Annotated in this window: 17 protein-coding genes and 1 tRNA gene; 7 read left to right on the plus strand and 11 right to left on the minus strand. The window is 63.6% G+C overall.

Translation table 11 applies throughout. The features are described 5' to 3' along the window. Positions 1-165: 165 nt before the first annotated feature. The 3 genes from FB598_RS20285 to FB598_RS20295 all read right to left on the minus strand — a co-directional run bounded on the left by FB598_RS20285 (position 166) and on the right by FB598_RS20295 (position 4296). Positions 166-1080, minus strand: a complete 915-nt coding sequence (locus FB598_RS20285) for a ketopantoate reductase family protein (RefSeq protein ID WP_141911194.1) — start codon at positions 1078-1080, stop codon at positions 166-168. A gap of 97 nt (positions 1081-1177) precedes the next feature. Then, on the minus strand, positions 1178-3271 hold the full coding sequence (locus FB598_RS20290; RefSeq protein WP_141911196.1) for a TonB-dependent siderophore receptor: 2094 nt from the start codon (positions 3269-3271) through the stop codon (positions 1178-1180). Positions 3272-3627: 356 nt separating this feature from the next. Beyond that, entirely contained in the window at positions 3628-4296 is a 669-nt protein-coding gene (locus FB598_RS20295) for an alpha/beta hydrolase (RefSeq protein WP_141911198.1), read from the minus strand. Positions 4297-4465: 169 nt separating this feature from the next. Here FB598_RS20295 and FB598_RS20300 point away from each other — a divergent pair, with 169 nt between their 5' ends. Beyond that, complete coding sequence (locus FB598_RS20300; RefSeq protein ID WP_141911200.1) at positions 4466-5131, plus strand: hypothetical protein; 666 nt, start codon at positions 4466-4468, stop codon at positions 5129-5131. Positions 5132-5185: 54 nt separating this feature from the next. On the opposite strand, the gene mog is transcribed toward FB598_RS20300, so the two are convergent. Together mog and yjgA are read right to left on the minus strand one after the other, a co-directional pair. After that, entirely contained in the window at positions 5186-5797 is a 612-nt protein-coding gene (mog, locus tag FB598_RS20305) for a molybdopterin adenylyltransferase (RefSeq protein ID WP_370454975.1), read from the minus strand. Next, a complete protein-coding gene (gene yjgA / locus FB598_RS20310) occupies positions 5787-6392 on the minus strand; it encodes a ribosome biogenesis factor YjgA (protein ID WP_141911205.1) in 606 nt (201 codons plus the stop codon). The genes mog and yjgA overlap by 11 nt, the downstream gene beginning before the upstream one ends. Positions 6393-6467: 75 nt before the next feature. Between yjgA and pmbA the strand changes: the two genes are divergently transcribed. From pmbA to FB598_RS20325, 3 genes are all read left to right on the plus strand, one after another. Further along, positions 6468-7832: a metalloprotease PmbA gene (gene pmbA / locus FB598_RS20315; RefSeq protein WP_141911207.1), complete on the plus strand. Its 1365-nt coding sequence runs from the start codon at positions 6468-6470 to the stop codon at positions 7830-7832. Positions 7833-7923: 91 nt separating this feature from the next. After that, positions 7924-8415 (plus strand): GNAT family N-acetyltransferase, encoded by a 492-nt coding sequence (locus tag FB598_RS20320; protein WP_141911210.1) that lies wholly within the window; start codon positions 7924-7926, stop codon positions 8413-8415. A 249-nt stretch (positions 8416-8664) separates the two neighbouring features. After that, complete coding sequence (locus tag FB598_RS20325; RefSeq protein WP_141911213.1) at positions 8665-10263, plus strand: MDR family MFS transporter; 1599 nt, start codon at positions 8665-8667, stop codon at positions 10261-10263. 149 nt (positions 10264-10412) lie between these two features. Here the strand turns inward: FB598_RS20325 and FB598_RS20330 are convergent. Then, a tRNA-Leu gene (locus FB598_RS20330) sits at positions 10413-10497 on the minus strand. 219 nt (positions 10498-10716) lie between these two features. Between FB598_RS20330 and rnr the strand changes: the two genes are divergently transcribed. The 3 genes from rnr to cysE all read left to right on the plus strand — a co-directional run bounded on the left by rnr (position 10717) and on the right by cysE (position 14867). Further along, positions 10717-13209 carry a ribonuclease R gene (rnr, locus tag FB598_RS20335; protein ID WP_141911215.1) on the plus strand — a complete coding sequence of 831 codons (2493 nt, stop codon included), beginning with the start codon at positions 10717-10719 and terminating at the stop codon, positions 13207-13209. A gap of 79 nt (positions 13210-13288) precedes the next feature. Further along, complete coding sequence (gene rlmB / locus FB598_RS20340; protein WP_141911217.1) at positions 13289-14023, plus strand: 23S rRNA (guanosine(2251)-2'-O)-methyltransferase RlmB; 735 nt, start codon at positions 13289-13291, stop codon at positions 14021-14023. A gap of 91 nt (positions 14024-14114) precedes the next feature. Further along, entirely contained in the window at positions 14115-14867 is a 753-nt protein-coding gene (gene cysE, locus FB598_RS20345; RefSeq protein WP_141911219.1) for a serine O-acetyltransferase, read from the plus strand. A gap of 131 nt (positions 14868-14998) precedes the next feature. On the opposite strand, the gene FB598_RS20350 is transcribed toward cysE, so the two are convergent. The 5 genes from FB598_RS20350 to FB598_RS20370 form a co-directional block, all read right to left on the minus strand. Further along, positions 14999-15793, minus strand: a complete 795-nt coding sequence (locus FB598_RS20350; protein WP_141911222.1) for a UDP-2,3-diacylglucosamine diphosphatase — start codon at positions 15791-15793, stop codon at positions 14999-15001. 19 nt (positions 15794-15812) lie between these two features. Beyond that, a complete protein-coding gene (locus FB598_RS20355) occupies positions 15813-16301 on the minus strand; it encodes a peptidylprolyl isomerase (protein ID WP_141911224.1) in 489 nt (162 codons plus the stop codon). A 108-nt stretch (positions 16302-16409) separates the two neighbouring features. Beyond that, complete coding sequence (locus tag FB598_RS20360; RefSeq protein WP_141911227.1) at positions 16410-16979, minus strand: peptidylprolyl isomerase; 570 nt, start codon at positions 16977-16979, stop codon at positions 16410-16412. Then, positions 16976-18187: a murein L,D-transpeptidase family protein gene (locus FB598_RS20365; RefSeq protein ID WP_141911287.1), complete on the minus strand. Its 1212-nt coding sequence runs from the start codon at positions 18185-18187 to the stop codon at positions 16976-16978. The genes FB598_RS20360 and FB598_RS20365 overlap by 4 nt, the downstream gene beginning before the upstream one ends. A gap of 36 nt (positions 18188-18223) precedes the next feature. Continuing rightward, positions 18224-19654 carry a tetratricopeptide repeat protein gene (locus FB598_RS20370; RefSeq protein WP_141911229.1) on the minus strand — a complete coding sequence of 477 codons (1431 nt, stop codon included), beginning with the start codon at positions 19652-19654 and terminating at the stop codon, positions 18224-18226. Positions 19655-19809: the final 155 nt, after the last annotated feature.

Below are 19809 nucleotides of genomic sequence, written 5' to 3' on the forward strand. Positions count from 1 at the left end.
GCGTCGCCTTCTTTTGCTTACTTTTCTTGGCGAGACAAGAAAAGTGAGCGGCTGCCGGGCCGCCCCCGGCGCTCCGTTCCGACCGAAGAAAGAAAAGAATAAAGCCAGTACATCTGCACGTAGCAAGAGCAGACTACCCAAAGCCCCTTCAAGGAAAGAGCCCTGTCATGAATTCAAAACCTGGCGAGGTTTCTTTTTCTGCTCCAGCAGCTTGACCAGCGCATGCATGGCCAGGTTAACCGGCGTCGCAATCCCCAACGCCTGCCCGCGCCGCACGATGAAACCGTTCAAGTGATCAATCTCGCTGGCTTTGCCGCGCGCCAGATCCTGCGCGGTGGAGGAGTATTGCGTCGGCATGGTTTCGGCGATCAGGCGCACGGCGGCATCGACGTCGCCCGGCAGCGTGACGCCTTCGGCCGCGGCGACGGTGCGGCATTCGGCAACCAGGTTGCGGATCACGTCGGCCACGCCCTGGCCTTGCACGATCTTGCCGTAGGGAAGTTGCGTGATGGCCGACAGCGCGTTGTAGGCGCAGTTGAGGATCAGCTTGAGCCATAGCGCGCCGCGCACGTTGCCGGAGATTTCGGTCGGGACGCCGGCGGTGGCCAGGGCCTGGGCGACTTCCTCGCTGCGCGCCGACGGCTCGATCACCAGTTCGCCGCGGCCGTGGTGCCTGACGTGGCCGGGGCCGGCCATTTCCGTGGCGACGTACACCACGGCGGCTGCCACCGGTTGCGGGATCACGCCGCGCAGGCGGTCGGCGTTGTCGGTGCCGTTTTGCAGCGTCAGCACCAGCGTGTCGGGGCGCAGGTGCTGGCGCAATTGCGCGCCGGCAGTTTCGGTATCGGTGGATTTGACGCAGAACAGCACCAGGTCGGCGCCGGCGGCGATGGCGGCATCGGTGCCGGCTTGCACGGAAATGGTTTGGTCGAAGCTTTGCGCCTGCAGCCGCAGGCCGACCCGGTTGAAGGCCTCGACGTGTTGCGCGCGGCCGATCAGGACAACCTCATGGCCGGCGCGCGCCAGCATGCCTCCGTAATAACAACCTACCGCGCCCGCGCCCATCACTGCGACTTTCATTGCCGAGTCTCCCACCTGTCCAAAGCGGAAAGCCTAACACAGCGCCGGGGAGCTTACCGGCGCCGTGTGATCGGCAAGGGTGGGATGGTAAAGAGCCTCAGAACGAATAGCGGCCCTGGACGTAGAGGGTGCGCGGGGCGCCTACCAGGCGGCCGGAGTTGCCGTCGTCGGTGCGGGTGAAGTAACGGCGGTCGGTCAGGTTATTGACGCCGGCAAAGATGTCGAAGCCCTTGGCGTTGGGGACTTTCCAGGCCACTTGCGCATTCCACAGGCGAAAACCGGGGATTTCGCCAATACCGCCGTCGGCGCTTTCGGCAACGGTATTGCCGGGGTCGGCGAACTGGCGGCTTTGGTGCGTGGTGGACAGGTTAAAGCTCAAGGGGCCATGTTGGTAACGCGTGCCGACAGTGTCCGTCATGCGCGAATAGAACGGGACGTCTTTGCCTTCGTTGGCGCCCGATATCTGCTGCGCGCGGGTATAGGCGTAGCTGGCAAATACGCTCCAGCCGCCGAGCGGGCCGGCACGATCGAAAGCATAGTCTGCCGCCAGCTCGATGCCTCGATGTTCGGTTTTGCCTATGTTGCGGAAGATCGTGGTGCCATCGGCCAGCGTGCTGGAATTAATCTGATTGTCGAAGCGGATGTTGAACAAGGTGGCTTCCAGCGACAACTGGTCGCTTTTCCAGCGCGTGCCGGCCTCGACTGTCTTGGCCAGTTCCGGCGACAGCGGGTTGCCGGCCGACATGTTGTTGAGCTGCGAATTTTGTACCACGCCGAACGAGGTGTTGTAGTTGGCGAACAGGGTCAGGTTGCCGGTCGCCAGGTATGCCACGTTGATTGAAGGGAGCGGTTTGTTGTTGTTCACTTCGAAGCGGGCGTTGTTGCTTGCGCGGTAGCGGGTTGACCTGATGTGTTCATAGCGGACGCCGGGAGTAATGCGCCATTTGCCGATGGCGATCTTGTCGTCGATATAGAAGGAGTGGGCATCGGTGGCGTTGTTGAAGGTGGTTACGCTGCCGAGCGCGTCGCTGGCGGCATTCTCGGAGAACCTGTTGTCGTCCCCGCGCTCGCGGAGATAGCGGTAGCCGGCCGTCACATCGTTGGTGGTCTTGCCGAATGTGAAGCGCTGGGTGAAGCGCGGTTCGATGGCGAACGTCTCGTAGTTGCGCGGCTGGTGCGACAGGGAGGTACCCCTGGAATTGATCAGCACGCTTTGGCGGTTGCTCTGGTTGAAGTAGGTGCGGATCTCGAATTCTTTGTCTTCCGAGATGGTGTTCAGGTAGCCCAGGTCGAAGCCCTTGCGGGTGCCGGCCCAGTAGTCGCGCTTGCGCGTGTTCTGGAACGGATCGGCGTTGTATTGCGCAGCCGTCAGGCCGCCGGCGATTCGCGAGAGCACGTCGTAGTAGCTGACCTTGCCGTAGATTTCGGAGGTAGGGCTGAGTTCGTAGCGCAGCTTGAGCGCGACATCGTTGAGGCGCTGGTTGGTGTCGGCGCGCCAGCCCGAACCTTCCATGCCCGAGTAGAGCAATGCCATGCCCAGGCCGTTTTCTGCGGTGCCGCCGACAAAGGCGCTGTATTGGGTGCTGGAGCCGCCCTGTCCATAGCTGTTGTAGCGTACCGACGCGTCGCCGGATGCGCCGGCCGTGGCCGGGATGGCGCGGGTATTGAAATTGATGATGCCGCCGACGTTCTGGGGGCCGTAGCGCACCGCGCCGCCGCCGCGGATCACATCCACCGAGGCGATGTTGTTCAGGTTCACCGGGGAGAATGACTGTTGTGGCTGGCCATAAGGAGCCGACGCCAGCGGAATGCCGTCCAGCAGGATGGTTGAGCGCGGGGAATAGCGGCCGGTCAGGCCGCGCACGCCGATGTTGAGGGCGATGGCGCTGCCTGCCGAGCCTGAGTTGTCGGATGCCTGCACGCCGGGGATCTGGCGCAATATGTCGCCGACGTTGATGGCGCCGCTGCTTTCGATCGTATCCTTGTTTATCGAAGTACGTGCGCCGGGATAGGTCTTGATGCTGTTTTCAAGGCCGCTGCCGAGCCAGTCGCCGCTGACATGAATGGTTTCCAGGTCGGTGTTGCCGGCGGCGGCTTGCTGGGACGAGGCGATGCCGTGGACGGACATCAGGGCGAGGGAAATGGCGGCGGCGCAGCGGGTACGCCGTCCGGCTTGGGGACGGGAGGTCATGTGGTTCATGGCTGGTCAAGTGATGGGGCCAAGCGCAGGTGCGTTGCGCTTCGCAAGGGAGCCTTGCCTTGGCAAGGGGTAAGGCAGGAATGATAACTATTCTTGTTTTTGGAAAAAGGGGCAGCTATCTAAACCCAAGCGGAATTGGTCCGATTTCGAATCTCGGTTCGACTGAAAACGGCGGGGATGCAGAAGGGGAAGGGGCTACAGCGGAAGCGTGGGGAAATCTCTCCCGCAGGCGATGGAAAGTCGTCGCCTGCGCGGGAGGGGATGAGGGGGAAATGAGGGGATGGGGTAGGTGAAGGCCGATAACCCGCTACAGGGGGCGGCGGGGATGATCGGCGCCTGGTCTGTTCTCAGGCCAGCACTTTGGCCAGCCACTGGCCGATATGCACGACTTCCTCGCCGCACACCGAATGTTGCATCGGGTATTCGTGCCATTGGACCTGGTAGCCCAGTTGGGTCAACAGGTCGCGCGATTTCTCGGCGCGTTCGATCACCACCACCGGGTCGAGCCGGCCGTGGGCCATGAAGATGGCGGTGTCCTGGTTGGCCGCATGGCGTTCTTCGGCGGCCTTGGCGGCCAGCGGCAGGTAGCCTGACAGGCACATCAGGCCGGCCAGTTTTTCCGGATGGCGCAGCCCGGTTTGCAGTGCCATGGCGCAGCCTTGCGAGAAGCCTGCCAGCACGATGCGTTGGGCGGGAATGCCGCGCGCTTTTTCCTGTTCAATCAGTTCTTCCACCAGCGCCTGCGAATTGCGCAGGCCGGCTTCGTCTTCGCGGCGCACCAGGTCGGGCGTGAAGATGTCGTACCAGGCGCGCATCACATAGCCGCCGTTGATGGTGACCGGCATGGTGCCGGCGGTGGGGAACACGAAGCGGATGGCCGGGCAGTTCGACAGGTCGAGCTCGCGCACGATGGGAACGAAGTCGGAGCCATCGGCGCCCAGCCCGTGCATCCAGATGACGGCGGCAGTGGGATTGGGAGCGGTTTCGATCTGGATGGTGTCGAGCTGGGTAGCCATGGCGGTTTGGGTATCCTGTTATGCGTTGGTGAGGTATGCGATTGCTGGGATGCGATTTGTGCGCACGGTGGCGCGCAGGCACAATACGGTTTCGATTGCGCACAAGCGCAAGTTGCCAATCATACGATGAACGCCGGGGAAAATCTCCGGCGTCTGCAGGAGCGGACCCATGGGGCTGAAAAAACTGACGGGCGCGGCCATTGCCGCCTGCGTGGCGCTGGCGGCGTCGCTGCCGATGCGCGCCGGTGCGGAACTGATCACGGGGGCGGTGTTCCAGCCCCAGGGCGAAAACCTGATGATTTCGTCGCCGCCCGGATGGCGCCTGGCGTATATGGATGGCCAGCCGGATGGCGATTATGTGGTCGACTTCCTGCCGCCCAACGAAGCGCATGATTCATGGCGCGAAGGGTATATGGGCGTGCAGCGCCGCAGTTTTCCCGACAGTGCGCTGCTGGACAATATCAAGGCGCGCAACCTGAACGTGCCGCAGGTGGCGATGACGGAGATCATGCAGGGCGCGCAGCGCAACTGCCCGGGACGCTTCCAGCCGATGGGGCAGAAAAATACCGTGACCAACGGCATCCCGACCTCGGTCAGCGGCGGCTTTTGCGACCGCGCAGGCGCTGCGGCTCCGTATGGCGAGGGCAGCGTGGTGGCCGTGTTCCAGGGGCGCGAACGCTTGTTCGTGGTGCAGTTCGGCTGGCGCCCGGCGACCCAGAACGAGCTCAAGGAGTATGGCTGGCGCATCACGCCGGCCAGGCTGCAGCAGTATCTCGATCTGATCAATGGCGCGACGCTGTGCGGCGGGCCGGACCAGGGGCCTTGTCCGAAATGACGGCAGGCCCGGGTTCTGGCCGGGGCGCCAGCGCCGGGTTGTAGCGGGAGAAAATTATTTAGCGGCGGGCCGGATGGCCGACTTGGGGCGGAAGGCTTTGCATACCGCCTCATTGGTTTCGATATAGGGACCGCCGATCAGGTCGATGCAGTAGGGGACGGCGGCGAAGATGCCCGGCACTGTCTGCTTGCCGTTTTCGTCCTTCAGGCCTTCCAGCGTTTCCTTGATCGATTTCGGCTGGCCCGGCAGGTTCATTACCAGCGCGGCATGACCGGCGGTTTCGCGGATCACCGCCACCTGGCGCGAGAGGATCGCGGTCGGCACGAACTGCAGGCTGATCTGGCGCATCTGTTCGCCAAAACCCGGCATCTCCTTGGTGCCGATGGCCAAGGTGGCTTCGGGGGTGACGTCGCGGCGCGCAGGGCCGGTGCCGCCGGTGGTCAGCACCAGGTCGCAGCCGGCTTCGTCCACCAGTTCGATCAGGGTTTTTTCGATCGCCGCGCGTTCGTCGGGGATCAGGCGGGTTTCCATCTTCCAGGGGCTGGCCAGCGCGGCGCCGAACCATTCCTGCAGGGCCGGGATGCCGCGGTCTTCATAGACGCCGCCGGAGGCGCGGTCGGAAATCGATACCAGGCCGATCAGCAGATGGTCGCGTTCAGGTTTCATCGCCGTCATCGCCGAAATCCTTTTCGTCGATCTCTTCGCCGCGGCGCTTGGCGGCGGTGATCTGCAATTGCTTGAGGATCTGGAAGATTTCGCGGTAGGCCTTGGGCGGCTTGTTCTCGGCCTGCTCCTTGCGGGCGTTGCGGATCAGCGTGCGCATGTGCTGCACGTCGACTTCGGGGTGTTCGTTGAGCAGGTTGGTCAGCGCGGCGTCGTCGGCCAGCAGCTTTTCGCGGCGGCGTTCGAGCGCATGCATGGCGGCGGTTTCGGCCTTGGAGGCGCCGCGCCAGCTGTCGATGGTCTTCTGGATGATGGCCAGCTCGTCTTCTTCCAGCGTGCGCATTTTCTTGCCCACGTATTGCATCTGGCGGCGCCGGCCTTCATGGTCCTTGATCTGCTGGCATTCGAGGATGGCCTCGCGCACATCCTCGGGCATGGGCACGCGCTTGACGCGGTCGCGCGGTTCGGCGACCAGCGCTTCACCCAGTTTTTGCAGGGCTTCCATTTCGCGCTTGAGCTGGGACTTGGAGGGGCGGTCGTATTCCTGTTCGAATTCGTTGGACTTGAATCCGACAGCGCCGCGGTTGGCATTAGGCATGGTATAGCTTCGGGAAATATTGCTGAACGGCTGCTATGATACCCGTTTTACCCGCATTTCAGAGAAAACAGGCTCATGAGCGATACCCCATTTAGCTATAGTCAAGACCAGTTGAAGCAATTGGCGCAGGATGTGTTGCGCTATGCGAAAGAGAAGGGGGCCTCGGATTCTGCGGTCGACATCAGCGAAGGCAGCGGCCTGTCGGTGGCGGTGCGCCGTGGTCGGGTCGAGACGATCGAGCAGAACAAGGACAAGGGTATCGGCGTGACCGTGTTCCTCGGCGAAGGCCGCCAGGTGCGCCGGGGCAATGCCAGCACCTCGGATTTCTCGCAGCAGGCGCTGAAGGAAACGGTCGAGGCCGCCTACAACATCGCACGCTTTACCTCGGTCGACGACTGCGCGGGGCTGCCGGATGCCGACATGCTGGAAATGGCGCCGCGCGACCTGAAATTGTTTTCCCAATGGAATATTTCCGCGGAGGAAGCCGTCGTCGTCGCCCAGCGCTGCGAGGCGGCGGCGCTGGAGACCGATCCGCGCATTTCCAACAGCGAAGGCGCCAGCGTGTATGCCCAGCATTCGCATTTCGTGGCGGCCAATTCGCGCGGTTTCATGGGCGGCTATCCTTTCTCGCGCCACACCATTTCGGTAGCGCCCATCGCCGGCAAGGGCAGCGGCATGCAGCGCGACGACTGGTATTCGTCCAAGCGCGACCCCAACAAGCTGGCCAAGCCCGAAGACATCGGCCGCTATGCCGCGCAACGCGCCCTGGCGCGCCTGAATGCGCGCAAGCTGTCGACCCGCAAGTGCGCGGTGCTGTTCGAGGCGCCGCTGGCGGCAGGCCTGCTGGGCGCTTTCGTGCAGGCGGTGTCGGGCGGCGCGCTGTATCGCAAGTCGAGCTTCTTGCTCGATTCGCTGGGGCAGCAGGTGTTCCCTGAGCACATCCAGATCCTGGAAGATCCGTACGTGATCGGCGGCGTCGGTTCGTCGCCGTTCGACGACGAGGGCGTGCGTACCGCCAGGCGCGCAGTGGTCAAGGACGGCGTGGTGCAGGGATATTTCCTGTCGACGTATTCGGCGCGCAAGCTGGGCATGCAGACCACCGGCAACTCGGGCGGCTCGCACAACCTGACGTTGACGTCGGCCTTGACGGCCAAGGGCGATACGTTCAAGGGCATGCTCAAGAAGATGGGCACCGGGCTCCTGGTGACCGAACTGATGGGGCAGGGCGTGAACTACGTCACCGGCGACTATTCGCGCGGCGCGTCGGGTTACTGGGTCGAGAACGGCGTGATCCAGTATCCGGTGGAGGAGATCACCATCGCCGGCAACATGAAGGACATGCTGCGCCAGATCGTCGCCATCGGCAACGACACGCTGGTGCGCGGCACCAAGGAGACCGGTTCCATCCTGCTGGAAAGCATGACCGTCGCCGGCGACTGACCCGCCACGCCCGCGCCGCCGGCACATGCCCGGCGCGGCGCCATGGCGGCAGCCCTGCGACGCGTACCTGAGCGGAGCGAGGAGGCAAGCCATGGACGATATCCATATCCACCGGGGCTACACGCCCGGCGCCATCGGAAGGGTCGCGGAGCTGCATGCGGCCTACTACACCGAGAACTGGAGCTTCGGCGTCTATTTCGAAGCCAGGATCGCCACCGAGCTGTCGGCCTTCCTGAGCCGCTACGACGAGGCGCGCGACGGCTTCTGGACTGCCACCGTGCATGGCCGCATCGAAGGCTCGCTGGCCATCGACGGCCAGCATGCGCAGCAGCAGGGCGCTTACCTGCGCTGGTTCATCGCTTCCGAAAAGCTGCGCGGCAAGGGCGTGGGCGATGCCCTGATCGGCAACGCGGTGCAATTCTGCCGCGACAACGGTTTCCCCTCGATCTACCTGTGGACCTTCGACGGCCTGCAGGCGGCCCACCATCTCTACCGCAAGCATGGCTTCGTGCGCACCGAGGAGCGGCAGGGCATGCGCTGGGGCGTCAGGCTCAATGAGCAGCGCTATGAGCTGTTACTGTAACCGCGGCTAAAAACGCCGCTAAAAACGCCGCTAACAAAAGGCAGCTGGCCGCGTTGAGCCTCCTTGCCGTACCTCTTCGTACTGTCTGTGTCGGCGCGCCTTGCCGGCGGCGTTTTGTTCGCGGCTCCTAGGCCCGGGACGTTGGCGGCGGGTTGGCGTATGCGCTGCCTTTGAGCAACAAACGCCGCCAATTGCTAAAATGCCGCATCGGCGCGTCGGCGCCTCTTCCTGGATTGTCTTCCACGCAACATGGCCCTCCATACCGATGCCGCGCACTCCAGCGGCCAAGTCCTGCCTTTCCGCGAATCCCTGCTGGCCACCCTGGGCATCTGTTTCGTCATCATGCTGGTGGCGCTGGACCAGACCATCGTCGGCACCGCGTTGCCCACCATCGTGGCCGAGCTCAAGGGCTTCGATCTGTATGCCTGGGTGGCGACCTCGTACCTGCTGACTTCGGTAATCACCGTGCCGATCTTCGGACGGTTGGGCGATTATTTCGGCCGCAAGCCGTTCGTGATCGCTTCCATCATCGTGTTCGTGGCCGCATCGGCGCTGTGCGGCATGGCCGACAACATGCTGTTCCTGGTGCTGGCGCGCGGCCTGCAGGGCATCGGCGGCGGCATGCTGGTGGGCACCTGTTTCGCTTCCATCGCCGACCTGTTTCCCGATCCGCGCGTGCGCCTGCGCTGGCAGATCATCCTTTCGGCTTCGTTTGGCATCGCCACCGCCGTCGGCCCGTCGCTGGGCGGTTTCCTGACGCAGGGCCTGGGCTGGCGCTGGGTGTTCTACTGCAACCTGCCCATTGGCGTGATCTCGCTGTTCTTCGTCTGGCGTTTCGTGCCGCATATCCGCCATATCCAGCACCAGGGCAAGATGCGCCTGGACTGGCCGGGCGCGCTGCTGATCTCGCTGTCGCTGGGCAGCCTGCAACTGCTGGTGGAGATGCTGCCCAAGCGCGGCATCACCGGCGGCATGCTGGCGTTGCTGGTGCTTGCGGTGGCGGCCTTTTATGCGCTGTGGAAGTGGGAGCAGCGGGCGGCGCAGCCGATCCTGCCGTTCGAGATGATGCGCGACCGCGCGCTGTCGAGCCTGTTCATCCTGTCGGTGCTGGCGGGTTTCGCCATGTTCTCGCTGCTGATGTATGCGCCGCTGCTGTTCCAGGGCGGCTTCGGGATGACGCCGCGCGAGGCCGGCTTGCTGATCACGCCGCTGGTGGCCTGTATCACCGTGGCCAGCATCGTCAATGGCCGCATCATCACGCGCATTCCCAATCCCAATATGATGATGACGGTGGGTTTCGTGCTGATCTCGGCGGCTTGCCTGGGCGTGGTGCTGTGCGACCGCGGCACCGGCAACGGCTTCATGCTGGCGACCATGCTGGCCGGCGGTTTCGGCCTCGGCCTGGTCTTGCCGAACCTGACCGTGTTCGCCCAGCAGGCCGCCAGCCGCGAGCACTTGGGCATTGCCACCGCCTTGCTGCAGTCGCTGCGCATGATCGGCGGCATGCTGGGCACCGCCATTACCGGCACGCTGGTCAGCCAGATGTACGGCAGCGGTGTGCAAAAGGCGCTCGAGAGCGACCATGCCGCGCAATGGCTCAAGGAATTCAGCGATCCCGAGGTGCTGGTCAACCATGACATCCAATCGGTGCTGCTGGCGCAACTGATGAAGGCCGGTCACAACGGTTCGGCGCTGCTCGACGCCGCGCGCGATGCCCTGGTCGGGGCGATCCACATGGGCATTGCCATCGCCATCGTGGCCGCGCTGGCCGGCTTGTGGATGGTGCGCCGGGTGCCGCCGATCAAGTTCGGCAGCGATGCCAAGGTTGAGCCGGTGATGTCGGAATAGCGGGGATACGGGACTGTTCAGGCAAAAAGCCGAGCTGCAATGGCAGTCCGGCTTTTTCAATGTGCGAGCGGGATAGGGGACGCAAGCGTGGAAATTACTCCAAAACGCAAAAGGCCGACTGATTTTCATCAGTCGGCCTTTTATGTTTTTGGTGCCCACGGAGGGACTCGAACCCCCACACCTCGCGGCACATGGACCTGAACCATGCGCGTCTACCAATTCCGCCACGTGGGCAATAACGCGAAAGAACGTGATTATATACGATAGAAGGATCTTGTCAATGCTCTTGTGAGGAGGAATGTGCGATTTTTTCGTGCCCGTTCCGCCGAGCGGTGCTGCGGGCAGGGTATTGCGGTTAGGTAAATGGCCGCAACTCCGTTACACTAGGGGCTATCCAACCTGACCGGGGCGATCGCGCCGGTTCCATCGATAACAATTGCGCAAACGACACTTTTGAGCCAATTTCCATACTCCATTCCCAGCCGGGAAGAAATCCTCGGCATCCTGCGCACTTCGCCCACGCCGCAAGGCGCGCCCAGTCTGGCGGCCGCGCTTGGCGTCAAGCCTGAAGAAATGGATGGCCTGACGCGCCGGCTCAACGCCATGGAACGCGACGGCCAGATCAAGCCCGACCGGGCCGGCAACTACAAGCTGACCCATTCGCCCAATTTCATCGAAGGGCGCGTGTCCAGCCACCGCGACGGTTTCGGTTTCCTGCTGCCGGACGACGGCAGCGACGATCTGTTCCTGCCCGAGAAGGAAATGCAGAAGGTCATGCACGGCGACCGCGTCCAGGCGCGCATCGTTGGCACCGACCGCCGCGGCCGGCCGGAAGGCACCATCGTGGAAGTGGTGGAGCGCGCCAATACCCATGTGATCGGCCGTCTTCTCAACGAAAACGGCGTATGGGTGGTGGCGCCGGAAGACAAGCGCATCGGCCACGACGTGCTGCTGGCCGGTTCGCCCGGCAAGGCCAAGGCGGGGCAGGTGGTCAGCGTCGAACTGACCGAGCAGCCTTCGCGCTATACCCAGCCGGTGGGCAAGATCGTCGAGATCCTGGGCGATATCGACGACCCGGGCATGGAAATCGAAATCGCGGTGCGCAAATACGGCGTGCCGCACGAGTTCTCGGACCTGGCCAAGAAGCTGGCGGCCAAGCTGCCCAGCGAAGTGCGCGCAGCCGACCTCAAGGACCGCGTCGACCTGCGCGACGTGCCGCTGGTCACCATCGACGGCGAGGATGCGCGCGACTTCGACGATGCCGTCTACTGCGAGCCGGTCAAGATCGGCCGCGCCAACGGCTACCGCCTGATCGTGGCGATCGCCGACGTCAGCCATTACGTCAAGCCGAACGACGCGCTGGATGTCGATGCGCTGGAGCGCAGCACCTCGGTCTACTTCCCGCGCCGGGTGATCCCGATGCTGCCGGAAAAGCTGTCCAACGGCCTGTGTTCGCTCAATCCGGATGTCGACCGCCTGACGCTGGTGTGCGACGCCGTGATCACCGCCAAGGGCGAGATCAAGGCTTACCAGTTCTACCCGGCCGTGATCCATTCGGCCGCGCGCCTGACCTATACCGAAGTGGCGTCCATCCTGACTAACACCAAGGGCCCGGAGGCGGCGCGCCGCATCGGCCTAGTGCCGCACCTGACGCACTTGTATGAAGTGTTCCAGGCGCTGCTGCAGGCGCGCCAGGCGCGCGGCGCGATCGACTTCGAGACCACCGAGACCTACATCGTCTGCAACGCCGCCGGCAAGATCGAGAAGATCCTGCCGCGCACCCGCAACGATGCGCACCGCCTGATCGAGGAGTGCATGCTGGCGGCCAACGTCTGCGCCGCCGATTTGCTCAAGCGCCATGAACATCCGGCCCTGTACCGCATCCACGCCGGCCCCACCAAGGAAAAGCTGACGCAGCTGCGCAACTTCCTCAAGCAAACCGGTCTCTCCCTGGGCGGCGGCGACACGCCCAGCGCCTCCGACTATGCCGAGCTGATGCCCAAGATCAAGGCGCGCCCGGATGCGGTGCTGATCCAGACCATGCTGCTGCGCTCGATGCAGCAGGCGGTCTACAGCCCGGACAACATTGGCCACTTCGGCCTGTCCTACGAGTCCTACGCGCACTTCACCAGTCCGATCCGCCGTTATCCCGATCTGCTCACGCACCGCGCCATCAAGGCCGTGCTGCAGGGCAAGCGCTATGAACCCAAGGGCATCGACAGCAGCGCGCTGAACACCTCGATCTCGCCGGCGGCGCGCAAGATGCAGCAGCAACAGCGCGCGGCCGACCTGGCTGCCGGCAAAAAGCCGCGCGGCGACGGCAAGCAAGGCAGCCTGGCCATCTGGGAAGCGCTGGGCCTGCACTGTTCGGCCAACGAGCGCCGCGCCGATGAGGCTTCGCGCGATGTCGAGGCATGGCTCAAGTGCTATTTCATCCGCGACAAGCTGGGCGAAGAGTTCACCGGCACCATTTCCGGCGTGGCCACCTTCGGCATCTTCGTGCAGCTCGATGCGCTGTATATCGAAGGCCTGGTGCATGTCACCGAACTGGGCGCCGATTACTTTCAATACGACGAGGCGCGCCACGAGCTGCGCGGCGAGCGCACCGGCATTCGTTATCAGCTGACCGACCGCGTGACCGTGCAGGTCAGCCGGGTCGACCTGGATGCGCGCAAGATCGACCTGTCGCTGGTCAACGAGCCGGGCATCCGCACGCTGATCAAGAACGAGGCCAAGCGCGCCGAAAGCGCTGCCCGCGGCAAGCCCAACGGGGCGGCCAAGCCGGCGGCACAAGGCCGGAAGGCGGCCGCGCCCAAGCCGGCCAATGCAACCAAGGCCGCCAAGTCAAGCAAGGTCAAGGGTGGCGCGGCGCAGGCGCGTGCCGGCGAAACCGACCGCAAGCGGGCGGCAGCCAAGGGATTTTCCAAGGGCAAGAAGAAGCGCTGAAGCGGCGCTGGAGGTTTGCCCTTGATCCGTAGCAAGCCATCGTCATCGTAGTAATAAAGAGAAGAAACAAGCAGGTTTTATGAAGAGCAAAATGATTTTCGGCTTCCATGCCGTCACGTCCCGCATCCGCCACGAGGCCTCGTCGGTGGATGAAATCTATGTGGACGCCGACCGCCGCGACCGCCGCATGCTGGACATGCTGCACGCGGCCAAGGAAGCCAATGTGCGCATCATCCAGGCCGACGACCAGCGCTTGTCGGCGATGGTCGGCACGCGCCGCCACCAGGGCGTGGTGGCCAAGGCCGCCGCACTGTCGCTGGCGCGCACGCTGGACGAATTGCTGGATGCGGTGCAAGGCCCGCCGTTGCTGCTGATCCTGGACGGCATTACCGATCCGCACAACCTGGGCGCCTGCCTGCGCGTGGCCGACGGCGCCGGTGCGCACGCGGTGATCGCCCCCAAGGATCGCGCGGTGGGCCTGAATGCCACCGCCATGAAGGTTTCCAGCGGCGCTTCCGATACCGTGCCCTACATCACCGTCACCAACCTGGCGCGCACCATGCGCGACCTGAAGGAGCGCGGCGTGTGGATCATCGGCACCACCGACGATGCCGAGAAGGGGTTGTACGAGGGCGACTTCACCGGACCTACCGCGCTGGTGATGGGGTCGGAAGGCGAGGGCATGCGCCGCCTCACGCGCGAGACCTGCGACGTGCTGGTCAATATCCCGATGTTCGGCTCGGTCGAGAGCCTGAACGTGTCGGTTGCTTCCGGCGTCTGTCTTTACGAAGCGCGACGTCAGCGTCTGCCCTAACACGCTCTAAGTCCGTGCATGACAACATCGCCGGACTATATGTCCGGCGATTTTTTTGTAGATCAGCATTACCTGTTTCAGGAAATCCACCATGTTCAGCCGACTCCGTGAAGACATCGCCAGCATCCGCGAGCGCGATCCCGCCGCGCGCAACACTTGGGAAGTGCTGACCTGTTATCCCGGCCTGCATGCAGTGGTGATGCACCGTTGGGCCAATGCCTGCTGGCTAGCGGACTTCAAATGGCTGGGCCGTTTCATCTCGCACATCGCGCGCGGCTTGACCGGTATCGAGATCCATCCGGGCGCGACCATCGGCCGCCGCGTATTCATCGACCACGGTTTCGGCGTGGTGATCGGCGAGACCGCGGTGATCGGCGACGACTGTACTATCTACCAGGGAGTGACGCTGGGCGGCACCTCGCTGGCCAAGGGCGCCAAGCGCCATCCCACGCTGGGGCGCGGCGCGATCATCGGCGCCGGGGCCAAGGTGCTGGGCGGATTCACGGTGGGCGATGGCGCCAAGGTCGGCTCCAATGCGGTGGTGACCAAGGAGGTGCCAGCCGGCGCCACGGCGGTCGGCAATCCGGCGCGCATCGTGCAACGCGCAGCGCCCCAGGATCCGCGCGAGCCGGCCGCGGCGCGCATCTTCGCCGCCTACGGCGTTATGCCCAACGGCGACGATCCGCTGTCAAAGGCCTTGCACGGGCTGATCAACCAGGTGGCGGCGCAGGAGCAGCAGATCGAGGTGATGCTGGCGGCGTTGAAGGGCGCGGGGATAGGATGTCAACGCTTCGAGGAATTGAGCCGCTTCGATGCCGAGCAGCTGAACAAGCTGGTCGATTGAGGGCTCCCAGCAGGGTATGTGGGGGGAGTCCTTCGATACGCCGCGATGCGGCTACTCAGGACGAACGGAGGCGCAACATTGAAAGCCGTTCGGACTGAGTAGCGCCGCAGGCGCGTATCGAAGGCGCGCCGTCAGGCAGTAATTTCGTCGCCATGCGCATCATGACGATGCAGCACGCCATCCGCCGTCAGGCTGATCCAGCCGCCGCGCGGCGTTGCGATATCGTATTCCCAATCCGGCAGCACATAGCGCAGGCGCTGGCCTTGACCGCTGCCCAGCACATGCAGGGCGGGGCGGTGCGTATGGCCGTGGATCAGCACGCTGGCGCCGGTCTGTTCGAACAGCTGGCCGATGGCGCCGGCATTGACGTCCATGATCTCGTAGGACTTGTTCTGGTTGGAGTCCTGGCTGTTCTTGCGCATGCCCTCGATGATGGCCTTGCGCTGCGCCAGCGGCATGGCGAGGAACTGTTGCTGGTAGGCCGGCTGGCGCACCTGGGCGCGGAAGGCCATGTAGGCGTCGTCGTCGGTGCATTGCGCATCGCCGTGGGCCAGCGCGATCTCGCGTCCGGCCAGGCGGATCACGTGCGGGTCGTCCAGCAGCGTCAGTCCGGCGGCTTGCGCGAACCCGGCGCCGACCAGGAAGTCGCGGTTGCCGGCGATCCAGAAGACCTGCACGCCATGCGGCTGCAGCGCCTTCAAGGCATCGGCGATGTCCCGGTTGTAGGGCGTGGCCAGATCGTCGTCGCCGGCCCAGTATTCGAAGATGTCGCCCAGCAGGTAGAGCTGCTGCGTTTGCGTCGCATGGGTTTGCAGGAATTCGAGGAAAGCCGCCGTGGTGCGCGGCAGCGAAGCCTGCAGGTGGAGGTCGGAAACAAAAAGCGCAACCGTCGGCTGCGCTTGTTGTGAGGACGCGAAAATCGTCATCGTCTGGTGGGAAGCGGCGTCAGACCACTTCCGCCTTTTCGATCACGACATCTTCGGTCGGCACGTCGGCGAACATGCCGGTGCGGGAAGTCTTGACGCCCTTGATCTTGTCGACCACTTCAGTGCCTTCGACCACCTTGCCGAACACGCAGTAGCCCCAGCCGTCCTGGCCCGGGAAGTCGAGGAAGCTGTTGTTCTTGACGTTGATGAAGAACTGCGCCGAGGCCGAGTGCGGCGCGGCGGTGCGGGCCATGGCCAGCGTGTAGGGCTCGTTCTTGAGGCCGTTCTTGGCTTCGTTCTCGATCGGTTCGTTGGTTTCCTTCTGCTTCATGCCGGGTTCGAAACCGCCGCCCTGGATCATGAAGCCGTCGATCACGCGGTGGAAAATGGTGCCGTTGTAGTGGCCGGAGTTCACGTAAGCCAGGAAGTTCTCGACGGTCTTCGGCGCTTTTTCGGCATCCAGTTCGATCTTGATGTTGCCGTGGTTGGTGGTGAGCAGAACTGCCATGTTGAATCCTTTGCTGAACAGTGAAAGTGGTAAAAACAAGGGTGAAAACAAAAAAACGAGGCGGGCATCCGATGGCCCGCCTGCCCTGGGTCTGGTGTTGCGCGACGTTTATTTGACCAGCGTTGCCGATTCGATCACGACCGGTGTCGCCGGCACGTCGCCGGCGCCGGTGGGCACCTGCTTGATCTTGTCGACCACATCGGCGCCCTGGACCACCTTGCCGAAGACCGCGTAACCCCAGCCATCGCGGCTCGGGTAATCCAGCGGGGCGTTGTTGGCCACGTTGATGAAGAACTGGGCCGTGGCCGAGTGCGGGGCCGAGGTGCGCGCCATGGCGATAGTATAAACCTCGTTCTTCAAACCGTTCTTGGCCTCGTTCCTGATCGGCGCGTCGGTGGCCTTTTCGCGCATGTTCCGGTCGTAGCCGCCGCCCTGGATCATGAAGCCGTTGATCACGCGGTGGAACAGGGTACCGTTGTACTGGCCCTTCTTGACGTAGTTGAGGAAGTTGTCGACGGTGACGGGGGCCTTCTCGGGATTGAGCTCGACCACGATGTCGCCCATGCTGGTCTTGAGCAGCACGCGCGGCGCATCGGCGGCCAGGGCCGGCGCCGACAGGGCGGCCGAGAGGGAGAGGGCGGCCAGGCCGCGCAGCAGGCTACGACGAGAAATCATCATGCATTACCTTCGTAAATAATTTTCCATTCCGATCCTTCCTTGACCCAGTACTGGCGTTTGCGGATCGCGTTTTTACTCTTGCCGACGGCGCTTTCTTGGATAAAAGTGCTGACGATCATGTCTTCCGGGCCCGGATAGCGGAACAGGCTGACATCGCGCAGTTTGACACTGGTGAAGCGCGCGCCGTTCATGCTCTTTTGCTGGCGCGAGAACCAGGTCGGCAGGCTTTCGCCCAGGGCCGAGCGGAAATCGCGCGAATAATACGACAGGGTCTTCTCGCTGTCGGCGCTCTCCAGCGACTGTTGCCATTGTTCCAGCATGGCGGTCGCGGCCTGGCGCTGCCTGTCCCATTCGCCCTTGTTGACGAATTGCACGCCCTGGCTGATCACCACCACGGTCTTGCCGACCTCGGCCGTGGAGTACAGGCTTTGCAGGTCCGGATTGGCCAGCACCACGCAACCGTCGGAAGACAGCGGCGGACGGCTGAAATTGTCGGACGGCGTGCCGTGCAGCCAGATGCCGTAGCCGCTGCGGCCGTTGCGCTTGTCCCATTCATTGGGATAGGACAGCGGCAGCGCGCCGGTGCCGTAGAAGTCAGGCAGCTTGGGGCCGGGGATGCGGTTGTTGACGTAGTACACGCCGATCGGGGTGCGCTGGTCGCCTTCCTTGGTCTTGTTGGCGCCGAAGCGGCCCTGCGAGATGTAGTAGTCGCTCTGGTACTTCAATTGGCCGTCCTGGTTCTCGTAGACGTACAGGCGCGAGCGCGAGGTATCGACCACCAGGACATTCTTCTGGTCTTCGCCCATCTGCAGCACGGCTTTGGGGATCAGGTTGGGATCGGGTTTTTCCTGCAGCGAGCGGATGCGCACCATGGCTTCGTCGCGCAATTCCTTGAGCTTGTCCTGCGGGGCGTCGGCCATGGCGCCGAAATTGCGCACCGGGCGCGCATGCATCAGCAGCAGGTCGCCTTGCACCAGATGGCCGAGCCGGAAGGTCGGATAGGCCGCCACCAGGGCATTGGCCTTGTCCAGGGCTTCGCGCAGGCGGTTGGCGCCGAGGTCCTTGTAGACGTCGATCAGCAAGGCCTCGGGATCGGGCTTGCCGGGCGCGGCCGGACTGGCGCTTTGCGGTGGGATGGAAGAGGAGGAGGCAACGCTGCCGGTTGTCGGCAGGCCGGCCAGAAATAACATCAGCAGGCGCCCCAGCATGCGCGCCGGACGCCCTTGTAAAACTTGAGCCACCGATTATCCTCCCGATCGTTCCTGTTTGATCAGCCATCTGTTGCCCTGTTTGATGAAGACCAGGGTCTTGCGGCTGTCCACCGTCAGCCGGTTGGAATTATATATCTGGCGATAGCGCACGGTGGCGGTATTGCCCTTGATGGCGATCTGGGCGTTGCTTACCTTCACGGTAATATGGCCCTTGTCCTCGATGCGGGCGCGGCGTTCCTCGGCCCATTCCTTGCGGGTCGCGCCCTTGGGCGTTTCGAAATCGCTGGCGTAGTGGGCCAGGTAGCCCTTGACGTCCTTGTCGCTCCAGGCCTTGGCCCAGCTGTTGAGCGAGGCCAGCACGGCGTTCTTGTCTTGGTCGGCGTCGGCGGATGCCTTGGCCTTGTCGGCCCGGGCTTTGTCTGCCGCGGCCTTGGCCTGGGCGGCCTTTTCGGCGGCTGCCAGCTTCTCGGCCTGGGCGGCTTTTTCCTTCTCGGCCCGGGCCGCCTTTTCTTTCTCCAGGCGTTCGGCCTGTTCCTTCTGCTTCTGCTCGGCCGCCGCCTTGTCGGCCTTTTTCCTGTCGGCTGCGGCTTTGTCCTGGGCCGCCTTTGCTTCGGCGGCCTTGTCGGCGGCGGCTTTCTCCGCTGCCGCCTTGTCCGCCGCCGCTTTCTCTGCGGCCGCCTTGTCGGAGGATGCCTTGTCGGCCGAAGCCTTGGCGATGGCGGTCTTTTCCGCCGCCGCCTTGTCGGCTGCGGCTTGCTGCGCGGCCTTCTCGGCGGCCAGCGCCTTCACCCGTTCCTGTTGTTCGGCGGCGGCGGCATCGGCCTTGGCCTTGGCGTCCCGTTGCGCCTGCGCGGCCTGGCCGGGAGCGGCGCTGGCCAGGCGCGGCACGGTGCCGCCGGTGGCATTGCCGTTGAGCGAGCGCAAGAGCGTCAGTTTGGGCTGCGGGACGTTGTTGCCCGGATCGATCTGCAAGGCCTTGTCGTAGGCCTGGCTGGCCAGCTTGGCGTAGACGTCGCCGAGATTTTCCAGCGCGGTGGCATAGGTCGGGTTGGTGCGCATGGCCATGTCCAGCGCCGCGCGCGCCTTGTCGTATTGCCCGTTGGCGGCATACAGCACGGCCAGGTTGTTGTACGGTTCGGGCAGGTCGGGGAAGTCTTCCGTCAGTTTGACGAACACCGCGATGGCCTCCGCAGAACGATTCTGTTCTGCTAAGATCAGGCCTTTCGTGAAACGCATCTGTGCGTCGCGCGGGTGTTTCGCGAGTATGGCGTCGGTTTTCGTGAGCGCCTCGGCATACTGGCCCGACCGCATCAGCTTGTTGATGTCGGACATCTCGCTGGCATGCGCGGGAATGGCGAAGAGGGCGGCGACCAGGCCGGACAGCAGTGCCGTCTTGTGGGCAGTTCTATTGATCAAACCGCGCAAACCATGAATAGATGTCTGTTCTTGTGATTCTGGGGGCATGGTTTATCAATGCTATACTCGGACGAAAGCAGGCATTTTATATCAAACAAGCACCACAAAAAGAGGTTTGGCTATCGTGTCGCGTTCATGTCGAAAGCGCTGCTAGAACAATGATCGAGGGGGCGAGCGCCCGTCCGGAAGCACTCTTCCCGGCG

Origin of the sequence: Herbaspirillum sp. SJZ106, assembly GCF_006715495.1 — a bacterium.
Classification (GTDB): Bacteria; Pseudomonadota; Gammaproteobacteria; order Burkholderiales; family Burkholderiaceae_D; genus Herbaspirillum.

Bases quoted from the DNA above. Each gene is read 5' to 3' on its own strand.
- yjgA (WP_141911205.1), bottom strand. From the start codon at position 6,392: ATGCCTAATGCCAACCGCGGCGCTGTCGGATTCAAGTCCAACGAATTC.
- FB598_RS20285 (WP_141911194.1), bottom strand. From the start codon at position 1,080: ATGAAAGTCGCAGTGATGGGCGCGGGCGCGGTAGGTTGTTATTACGGA.
- pmbA (WP_141911207.1), top strand. From the start codon at position 6,468: ATGAGCGATACCCCATTTAGCTATAGTCAAGACCAGTTGAAGCAATTG.
- FB598_RS20320 (WP_141911210.1), top strand. From the start codon at position 7,924: ATGGACGATATCCATATCCACCGGGGCTACACGCCCGGCGCCATCGGA.
- FB598_RS20370 (WP_141911229.1), bottom strand. From the start codon at position 19,654: ATGCCCCCAGAATCACAAGAACAGACATCTATTCATGGTTTGCGCGGT.
- FB598_RS20365 (WP_141911287.1), bottom strand. From the start codon at position 18,187: ATGCTGGGGCGCCTGCTGATGTTATTTCTGGCCGGCCTGCCGACAACC.
- FB598_RS20360 (WP_141911227.1), bottom strand. From the start codon at position 16,979: ATGATGATTTCTCGTCGTAGCCTGCTGCGCGGCCTGGCCGCCCTCTCC.
- FB598_RS20350 (WP_141911222.1), bottom strand. From the start codon at position 15,793: ATGACGATTTTCGCGTCCTCACAACAAGCGCAGCCGACGGTTGCGCTT.
- FB598_RS20290 (WP_141911196.1), bottom strand. From the start codon at position 3,271: ATGACCTCCCGTCCCCAAGCCGGACGGCGTACCCGCTGCGCCGCCGCC.
- FB598_RS20325 (WP_141911213.1), top strand. From the start codon at position 8,665: ATGGCCCTCCATACCGATGCCGCGCACTCCAGCGGCCAAGTCCTGCCT.
- rlmB (WP_141911217.1), top strand. From the start codon at position 13,289: ATGAAGAGCAAAATGATTTTCGGCTTCCATGCCGTCACGTCCCGCATC.
- FB598_RS20300 (WP_141911200.1), top strand. From the start codon at position 4,466: ATGGGGCTGAAAAAACTGACGGGCGCGGCCATTGCCGCCTGCGTGGCG.
- FB598_RS20295 (WP_141911198.1), bottom strand. From the start codon at position 4,296: ATGGCTACCCAGCTCGACACCATCCAGATCGAAACCGCTCCCAATCCC.
- FB598_RS20355 (WP_141911224.1), bottom strand. From the start codon at position 16,301: ATGGCAGTTCTGCTCACCACCAACCACGGCAACATCAAGATCGAACTG.
- cysE (WP_141911219.1), top strand. From the start codon at position 14,115: ATGTTCAGCCGACTCCGTGAAGACATCGCCAGCATCCGCGAGCGCGAT.
- mog (WP_370454975.1), bottom strand. From the start codon at position 5,797: ATGAAACCTGAACGCGACCATCTGCTGATCGGCCTGGTATCGATTTCC.